The sequence below is a fragment of the Stenotrophomonas sp. 2YAF22 genome (assembly GCF_052114665.1).
Classification (GTDB): Bacteria; Pseudomonadota; Gammaproteobacteria; order Xanthomonadales; family Xanthomonadaceae; genus Stenotrophomonas; species Stenotrophomonas indicatrix.
The window spans coordinates 1-1380 of record NZ_JBFRFE010000849.1; the positions used below are offsets into that span (position 1 = coordinate 1).

At 66.6% G+C, this 1380-nt stretch carries 3 protein-coding genes; all 3 read right to left on the bottom strand.

Going from position 1 to position 1380, the window contains the following annotated elements; translation table 11 throughout:
- On the bottom strand, nt 1-498 hold a 498-nt coding region (locus AB4Y84_RS21665), incomplete at its 3' end, for an amino acid--tRNA ligase-related protein (protein ID WP_442250933.1).
- Nucleotides 495-980 carry a GNAT family N-acetyltransferase gene (locus tag AB4Y84_RS21670; protein WP_025876917.1) on the bottom strand — a complete coding sequence of 162 codons (486 nt, stop codon included), beginning with the start codon at nt 978-980 and terminating at the stop codon, nt 495-497. The genes AB4Y84_RS21670 and AB4Y84_RS21665, both read right to left, overlap by 4 nt.
- A gap of 51 nt (nt 981-1031) precedes the next feature.
- On the bottom strand, nt 1032-1380 hold a 349-nt coding region (locus AB4Y84_RS21675), incomplete at its 5' end, for a BRCT domain-containing protein (protein WP_442250934.1).

Sequence of the window (1380 nt, forward strand, 5' to 3'; positions counted from 1 at the left end):
CAGTTGCCCCTCATCGGCATCGAACGGGTCCACGCCTGCGTGTTGCTGGAACAGTTCGCGATAGCTCAGCACGCGCAATGTCGCGCTGCGGCCAACCAGCGCCAGTGCCTGCACCACCAGTTCCGCGGTTTCCTGCAGCAATCGATGGTGGTCCCAGCCAACCCGATACCACTCCAGCATGGTGAACTCGGGATTGTGGCGGCCACCGGCTTCGCCATTGCGGAACACCCGGCCGAGCTCATAGCAATCGCCCACGCCGGCAGCGAGCAGGCGCTTGAGCGGGAACTCCGGCGAGGTGCGCAGCCAGCGGCGTCGACCGCCCGCATCGACGTGGCCGCTGAAATCGGTATGGAAGCTGTCGATGTTCGGCTCGGTGTTGCCGGCCACGGAAAGAATCGGCGTTTCCACTTCCAGCACGCCACGCTCGGCGAAGAAGCGCCGCACCAGCGCATTGAGCGTGGCGCGCTGTTGCAGGCTGCGCAGCAGTGCCTCGCTCACAGGATGCCCTCCGGGCGCGGATGGTCTAGCGGCAGGGTCAGCAGATCGCGCGTGTCATCGATGTAGCCACTGGCCAGGTACAGGCGGCGCGCCAGTTCGTTGTGATGGTTCACCTCCAGCCGCAGCCGGCTGACCCCGCGCCCGCGCGCGCGTTGTTCGCAGATGGCCAGTGCCCGCTTGCCACGGCCACGGCCACGCGCGCGGTGGCTGAGGTAGAGCTCGTCCAGCAGCATGAAATGGCCGCCCTGCTCCAGGCTGAAGCCCATCGCGATGACCGCATAGCCAACGACGGCCGCGGCCTCGTCCAACCACAGCAGTACTTCCCCGTTGCGCGGATCGGCCAGCAGCGCATCGACACCACGGCGTACGCGCGCATCGTCGAATTCGATCTTGTCTTCGGCGTAGAAATCGCGCATCAGCGCGATCAGCAGTTCCTCGTCGGCACGGGTGGCCAGGCGGAAATCCAGCGGAGCGGTCTGCATCAGTGTTCCTTTGCGGTTGCGTGCCGGGTGCCTGCGCACCCGGCCGGTTCATCACTCGTGTTCGGCCAGGTAGGCCAGCAGGCGCTCTTCATCCCACACCGGAACGCCCAGCGATTGCGCCTTGTCCAGCTTTGAACCCGCCTCGGTGCCTGCCACCACGAAACTGGTCTTCTTCGACACGCTGCCGGACACCTTGGCGCCCAGCGCCTCCAGACGCTCCTTGGCGGTATCGCGATTGAGCTGGGCCAGCGTGCCGGTAAGCACCACCGTCTGCCCGTCCAGCGGGCCGGCCACCACTTCGGCCAGGGCCGGCGCAGTGGCCAGGATGTGCTTCATTTCCACTTCGGCGGCCAGCAACATCGCGCCATGGCCCTCGCTGTCCAGCCAGTCGGCGACGCCG

What these genes read in the sequence shown, in the direction of transcription:
- AB4Y84_RS21670 (WP_025876917.1), bottom strand. Translation starts at nt 980, where the DNA reads ATGCAGACCGCTCCGCTGGATTTCCGCCTGGCCACCCGTGCCGACGAG.